The following is a 6,276-nucleotide window of genomic DNA, read 5'->3' as shown; positions in this document are numbered from 1 at the left end:
GCTACGCCGCGCTCGCGATCGCCCGAGTCCGATGGCGGCGACCCGCTGCGCCCGGCTACGCCGCGCTCGCGATCGCCCGAGTCCGATGGCGGCGACCCGCTGCGCCCGGCTACGCCGCGCTCGCGATCGCCGCTAATCCAGGTCGTCGTGCGCCATCAGCCGCCGCGCGGCCTCGGTGATCGAGCCGGACAGGGACGGGTAGACCGCTAGCGTCTGCGCCAATTCGTTGACGGTGATCCGGTTCGTCACGGCCACGGCGATCGGCAGGATCAACTCGGAGGCGATGGGGGCCACCACCACGCCGCCGATCACCACCCCGGTGGCCTGCCGGCAGAACAGCTTCACGAAGCCCTGGCGCAGCCCCGACATCTTGGCCCGCGCGTTGGTCCGCAGCGGCAGCATGACCGTGCGGGCCGGCACCGAACCGTCGTCGATCATCGTCTGAGGTACCCCGACGGCGGCGATCTCGGGCCTGGTGAACACCGTCGCCGCCACGGTGCGCAGCCGGATCGGGCTGACGCCCTCGCCCAGCGCGTGATACATCGCGATCCGGCCCTGCATGGCGGCCACCGAGGCCAGCGGCAACAGGCCGGTGCAGTCGCCGGCGGCATAGATGCCGGCGACCGAGGTCCGCGACACCCGGTCCACGGTCAGGTAGCCGCCGCGACCCAGCTCGATGCCGACCCGGTCCAGGCCCAGACCGTCGGTGTTGGGAACCGACCCGATGGTCATCAGGGCGTGGCTGCCCTCGACCGTGCGCCCGTCGGCCAGGGTGACCAGCACGCCGTCGCCCACCCGGGTGACGGATTGCGCGCGGGCGTTCTTGACCAGCCGCACGCCCCGCTCGGAGAACGCCTCCTCCAGCACCAGGGCGGCGTCGGCGTCTTCGTAGGGCAGCACCCGGTCCCTGCTCGCCACCACCGTGACGGGGACACCCAATTCGGTGTAGGCGTGCACGAATTCGGCGCCGGTGACCCCGGACCCGACCACGATCAGGTGCTCGGGCAGCGCCTTGAGGTCATAAAGCTGGCGCCAGGTGAGGATCCGCTCGCCGTCGGGCGGCGCCGACGGCAGCACCCGCGGGCTGGCGCCCGTGGCGATCAACACGACGTCAGCCTCGTATTCGCTGGTGGTGCCGTCGGTGGCAGTCGCCTTGATGCGGTGGCAGGCCAGCCCGGGCGTGGGATCGATCAGCTCGCCGCGGCCGGCCACCACCTGCACACCTACGCCGAGCAGCTGTTCGCCGATGTCGGCGGACTGCTCTGTGGCCAATCGCTTGACCCGGGCGTGGATCTGCGGCAGCGAGATCTTGGCGTCGTCGATGTCGATCTCGAAGCCGAGCCGCGGCGCCCGGCGCAGTTCGGTGCGCAACCAGGTGGAGGCGATGAACGTCTTAGACGGCACGCAGTCATCCAGGACCGCCGCCCCGCCGATGCCCTCGGAGTCGATCACCGTGACCCGGGTGGTGTCGGGGTGCGAGGTCGCCGCCACCAGGGCGGCTTCGTAACCGGCCGGGCCTCCGCCGAGGATCACGATGCGGGTCACCACAGCCCCCAACCTAACGAAGCGGCGGGGACCCCGCGAATGCTCAGGGGGAAGACCCGCCCGCATCGGACGTCTAAGCTTTCCCCGTGCCGCTCTACGCCGCGTACGGGTCGAACATGGACCCCGAGCAGATGCAGAAACGCGCACCCCATTCGCCGATGGCCGGGACCGGCTGGCTGCACGGGTGGCGATTGACCTTCGGCGGCGAGGACATCGGCTGGGAGGGCGCGCTGGCCAGCGTGGTCGAGGAGCCGGGTTCGAAGGTGTTCGTCGTCCTCTACGACATGACGCCGGCTGACGAGAACAACCTGGACCGCTGGGAAGGCTCGGAGTTCGGCGTCCACAAGAAGATCCGGTGCCGGGTGGAGCGCATCTCGTCGGACACCGACACCGACCCGGTGCTGGCGTGGCTGTACGTGTTGGACGCCTGGGAAGGCGGAGTGCCCTCGGCCCGATATCTTGGCGTCATGGCCGACGCCGCCGAAATCGCCGGGGCGCCAAGCGATTACGTGCATTGGCTGCGCACTCGGCCGGCCAGCAACATCGGGCCGGGAACCGGCGCCTGAGCAAAGGAACATCCGCTGTCGATCCTGTCCGTGCCGCTGGTCGCCGACGGGCTGGCGCGCGTGTTCGCCGCCGCGGTCAGCGCCGCCCCCAGGGCCGCCGTGCGCTTCCCGGAGATCGCCGGCCGGACCACCGAGGTCACCATCGCTACCCGCCACGGCCCGGTGTCCGCGACGGTCTACCACCCGCCGGCGGCGACGAACCCGCCTCCCGTCTACGTCAATGTGCACGGCGGCGGGTTCGTGATCGGACACCCCGAGCAGGACGATCCGTGGTGCCGCTACCTGGCGGCGAACGCGGGCGTGGTGGTGATCAACCCGGACTACGTGCTGGCGCCGCGGCACCGCTTTCCGGCCGCGGTGCATCAGGTCTATGACGTGGTGTGCTGGGCCGCCCACCCCGACCGCGACTGGGACGGCACCCGGCTGTGCGTCGGCGGCCAGAGCGCGGGCGGCAACCTCAGCGCCGCCGCCGCGCGGCTCGCGCTGGAAAACGGCGGCCCCGACATCGCGCTGCAGGTGCTGCACTACCCGCCCCTGGACCTGGTCACACCCGGCCGCGAGAAGTCGTCGACCATCGGCCGCCGGGCGCTCCTGAAGCCCTGGATGAGCGAGGTCTTCGACACCGCCTACATACCCGACCGGGCGCGGCGGCGCGACCGCCTGGCCTCGCCCGCCTGGGGTGGCAACACCGACGACCTCGCCGGCATCGCGCCCGCGCTGATCGTGACGGCCGAACACGATCGGCTGCGCGAGGAAGCCCGCAGGTATGCGGACAAGCTCAGCGCCGTCGCGGCGTTGGCGGAGTACTACGACGTGGCCGGCGTCGACCACGGCTACAACATCATGAGCGGGGCCGCCGACGTCACGCGGACGATGTATGCCCATATCGCCGGACACGTGGTCCGCGCCACCGGCGGCTAGGACTCTTCGAACGCGGGGGCCTGCTCGACGATGTTGGTCAGCACGCGGACGCCGATCGGCAGGGCGCGCTCGTCGAGGTTGAACGTCGGCTGGTGCAGGTCCAGCGCAGGCCCCACGCCCGGCCACACCCCCAGCCGCGCCATCGCGCCCGGGACCTCCTCCAGGTACCAGGAGAAGTCCTCGCCGCCCCCGGACTGACGGGTGTCGGCCAGCGCGTCGGGCCCGATCTCCTCGATCGCGTGGGTGAGGATACGCGTCGAGACGTCCTCGTTGACCACCGGCGGCACCCCGCGCCGGTAGAGCAGCGTGTGCTCGATGGCCAGCGGCGCCAGCAACCCGGACACCGTCTCGCGGATGATCTCCTCCATGCCCGCCCAGCTCTGCCGGCTCGCGGTGCGCACGGTGCCCGCCAGCACGCCCGTCTGCGGGATGGCGTTGGCGGCCACCCCGGCGTTGACCGCACCCCAGACCAGCACGGTGCCGTTCCGCGGGTCGATGCGCCGCGACAACACCCCGGGCAGGCCGGTGATCAGCGTGCCCAGCCCGTACACCAGGTCGGCGGTCAGGTGCGGACGCGACGTGTGCCCGCCGGGCGAATACAGCGTGATCTCGATCTGGTCGGCCGCCGACGTGATGGGGCCGTGTCGGACCGCGACCTTGCCGACCTCCAGCCGGGGGTCGCAGTGCAGGGCGAAGATCCGCGACACCCCGGTGACGGCGCCGGCCGCGATGGCATCGATCGCCCCGCCCGGCATCAACTCCTCGGCTGCCTGAAAGATCAGCCGCACCCCGACCGGCAACTCGGGCACCGACGCCAACACCAAGGCGGTGCCCAGCAGGATCGCGGTGTGCGCGTCGTGACCGCAGGCGTGCGCCACGCCCGGCATGGTGGAGGCATACGGGACGCCGGTGAGTTCGGCCATCGGCAGGGCGTCCATGTCGGCGCGCAGTGCGATCCTGGGCTCGTGCTCGGGGCCGATGTCGCAGACAAGTCCGGTTCCGCCGGGCAGCACCTTCGGGTTGAGCCCGGCCCCGGCCAGCCGCTCGGCAACGAACTGGGTGGTGGCGTACTCCTGGCGGCCCAGCTCGGGATAGCGGTGGATGTGGCGGCGCCACTCGACCAGGTCGTCGTGATGGGTGGCCAGCCAGGAATCGGCGGCGGCGGCCAGACTCATGATCGCGCTCCGGCGCGTCTGCGCTCCCGCGCGTCCATCACCCGGTCGCGCTGGCCGGGCGTCTGGGCCAGCGCAACCACCGTGCGGGCCAGCATGATCGCGCCCTCGACCACCGCGCGGTCGGCGCTGGGGCCCGCGGCGGCGTCGGCGAACGCGCGCTGGTGCACCGTGGCGCCGCCGGCGTCGACCCCGACGATCGGGTGGATTCCCGGCAGCGCGTGCGTCACGTTGCCCATGTCGGTGCTGCCCATCGGCAGCGCCGCCTCGTACTCGCGGGCCACCGGTTCGCGGCCGAGCCGGCACATCTCGGCACGGAAGATGTCGGCCAGCCACTCGTCGGGCTTCAGTTCGTCGTACGGGGGCGCGGGGTTGTCGATCTCGTATTCGCAGCCGGTGGCCAGCGCGCCCGCCGCGAAGCAGGCGTACATCCTGCCCTCCAGCTCGCGCAGCGAGTCCGACTCGGCCGCCCGCATCGCGTACTGCAGCGCCGCGTGCCCGGGGATGACGTTGACCGCCTGCCCGCCGTCGGTGACGATCCCGTGCACCAGCTGACCGGGTGCCAGTTGCTGGCGCAGCACCCCGATGGCCACCTGGGCGACGGTGACGGCGTCGACGGCGTTGATGCCCAGGTGCGGTGCGACGGCCGCGTGGGATTCCTTGCCGCGGTAGCTCACCGTCGCCTCCGACAGGGCCAGCGAGCGGGCCGCGGCGATGTCGGCCGGGCCGGGGTGGAGCATGACCGCCACGGCGATGTCGTCGAACACCCCGGCGCGCAGCAGCAGCGCCTTGCCGCCACCGGCCTCCTCGGCCGGCGTCCCCAGCAGCGACACCCGCAGGCCCAGGTCGTCGGCCACCTCGGCCAGCGCCAGCGCGGTGCCCACCGCCGACGCCGCGATGATGTTGTGGCCGCAGGCGTGCCCGATCTCGGGCAGCGCGTCGTACTCGGCGCAGATCCCGATTGTCAGCGGGCCGCTGCCGAAGTCGGCGCGAAAGGCGGTGTCCAGCCCGCCGGCGGCCGCGGTGATCTCGAAGCCGCGCTCGGCGACCAGGGCCTGCGCCTTGGCGCAGCTGCGATGCTCGGCGAAGGCCAGCTCCGGCTCGCGATGGATGTCGTGGGACAACTCGACAAGGTCGGGACCACGCCGCCGCACGACATCTTCAACGTTGTCTAACGGGGTTGTGGGCACTCTCGCAGTATCTCGCAGTATGGCAGCCGGGCCAACGTCCGCCGGCTACACCAGCCCGGCGACGAATCCCGCCGCCTGACCGGGGTAGGGCGGTACGGAGTAGTCGTGGTGGGCGTCGCGGTCGCGGCCGCCGACCACGCAGACCGGATCGCCCGGGCTGCACAGGTCGATGGCGCGGCCGGCGAAGGCACCCGTCGACGACAGTGGCGTGTTGAAGCGGTTGCCCGGGTTGCCGAACACTGCGACCGCCGCGATCTTGCCGGCCAGCCCGGGATCCAGCGCGGGAGCCGATCCCAGGTTGCCGATGCGCTGCCCGACCGGCGGCACCCCCGCGAGCATGGAGACCGCGGCGGCGCCCTGCGAGAAGCCGCCCAGCACCAGCCGCGTCGCCGGGCACTGGTCGACCATCTGCGCGATGTGGTTGCGCGCGTCGTTGGCGCCGTCGGCGGTGGTCAGAAAGTTGTAGCTGGCCGGATAGTTCACCGCGTAGGAGTCGACGCTGCGCGAACCCAGCGCGGGCTGCAGCGCGCCGAACAGCGCGTCGCCCACCGCCCCCAGGCCGGGCGGCTCGGCGGTGCCGCGCGCGAAGATGAGTTGCACGTCCGGGCAGTCCGCTTTGGCCGAGGGTGCCGGCCCGACGGCGATCGAAACCACCGAAAGCACAACAGCGACGGCTACTCCCATGACCGGGCCGACCACCGGCCATCGACGAAGATTCATAGGGCAAATCCTGGCATACGCCGTGGACACCGCCGCACGGCCAGGGCCCGGTATCCGCGGCTAGGTTCGATCGCCCGGCTCCTCACTCGCGCGCTGTCGGCGCTCGCCGTCACCGGGCTAGGCTCAACCACCCGGCTCCTCACTCGCGCGCTGTCGGCGCTC

The 6,276-nt window shown here is 71.9% G+C and carries 6 protein-coding genes; 2 read left to right on the top strand and 4 right to left on the bottom strand.

Annotated elements, in window-relative coordinates; genetic code table 11:
• Positions 1–132 precede the first annotated feature (132 nt).
• Complete coding sequence (locus OQ789_RS04640) at positions 133–1,548, bottom strand: NAD(P)H-quinone dehydrogenase (protein WP_324683819.1); 1,416 nt, start codon at positions 1,546–1,548, stop codon at positions 133–135.
• An 83-nt stretch (positions 1,549–1,631) separates the two neighbouring features.
• Between OQ789_RS04640 and OQ789_RS04635 the strand changes: the two genes are divergently transcribed.
• Both OQ789_RS04635 and OQ789_RS04630 read left to right on the top strand, forming a co-directional pair.
• A complete protein-coding gene (locus OQ789_RS04635) occupies positions 1,632–2,111 on the top strand; it encodes a gamma-glutamylcyclotransferase (RefSeq protein WP_324683818.1) in 480 nt (159 codons plus the stop codon).
• 99 nt (positions 2,112–2,210) lie between these two features.
• A complete protein-coding gene (locus tag OQ789_RS04630) occupies positions 2,211–3,032 on the top strand; it encodes an alpha/beta hydrolase (RefSeq protein ID WP_324683867.1) in 822 nt (273 codons plus the stop codon).
• On the opposite strand, the gene OQ789_RS04625 is transcribed toward OQ789_RS04630, so the two are convergent.
• From OQ789_RS04625 to OQ789_RS04615, 3 genes are read right to left on the bottom strand one after another with little or no spacing between them, the layout of a single operon-like run.
• Positions 3,029–4,207, bottom strand: a complete 1,179-nt coding sequence (locus tag OQ789_RS04625) for a M20 family metallopeptidase (protein WP_324683816.1) — start codon at positions 4,205–4,207, stop codon at positions 3,029–3,031. The genes OQ789_RS04630 and OQ789_RS04625 overlap by 4 nt on opposite strands.
• A complete protein-coding gene (locus tag OQ789_RS04620) occupies positions 4,204–5,394 on the bottom strand; it encodes a M20 family metallopeptidase (protein WP_324683815.1) in 1,191 nt (396 codons plus the stop codon). Before OQ789_RS04620 ends, OQ789_RS04625 begins: the two co-directional genes overlap by 4 nt.
• A 45-nt stretch (positions 5,395–5,439) precedes the next feature.
• Positions 5,440–6,078 carry a cutinase family protein gene (locus tag OQ789_RS04615; RefSeq protein WP_324683866.1) on the bottom strand — a complete coding sequence of 213 codons (639 nt, stop codon included), beginning with the start codon at positions 6,076–6,078 and terminating at the stop codon, positions 5,440–5,442.
• Positions 6,079–6,276: the final 198 nt, after the last annotated feature.

The organism is Mycobacterium sp. 94-17, assembly GCF_035617725.1.
GTDB lineage: Bacteria > Actinomycetota > Actinomycetes > Mycobacteriales > Mycobacteriaceae > Mycobacterium.
This window is presented reverse-complemented; position numbering and strand designations above follow the sequence as displayed.

Coding starts and splice junctions, on each gene's coding strand:
- OQ789_RS04625 (WP_324683816.1), bottom strand. CDS start 4,207: ATGAGTCTGGCCGCCGCCGCCGATTCCTGGCTGGCCACCCATCACGAC.
- OQ789_RS04615 (WP_324683866.1), bottom strand. CDS start 6,078: ATGGGAGTAGCCGTCGCTGTTGTGCTTTCGGTGGTTTCGATCGCCGTC.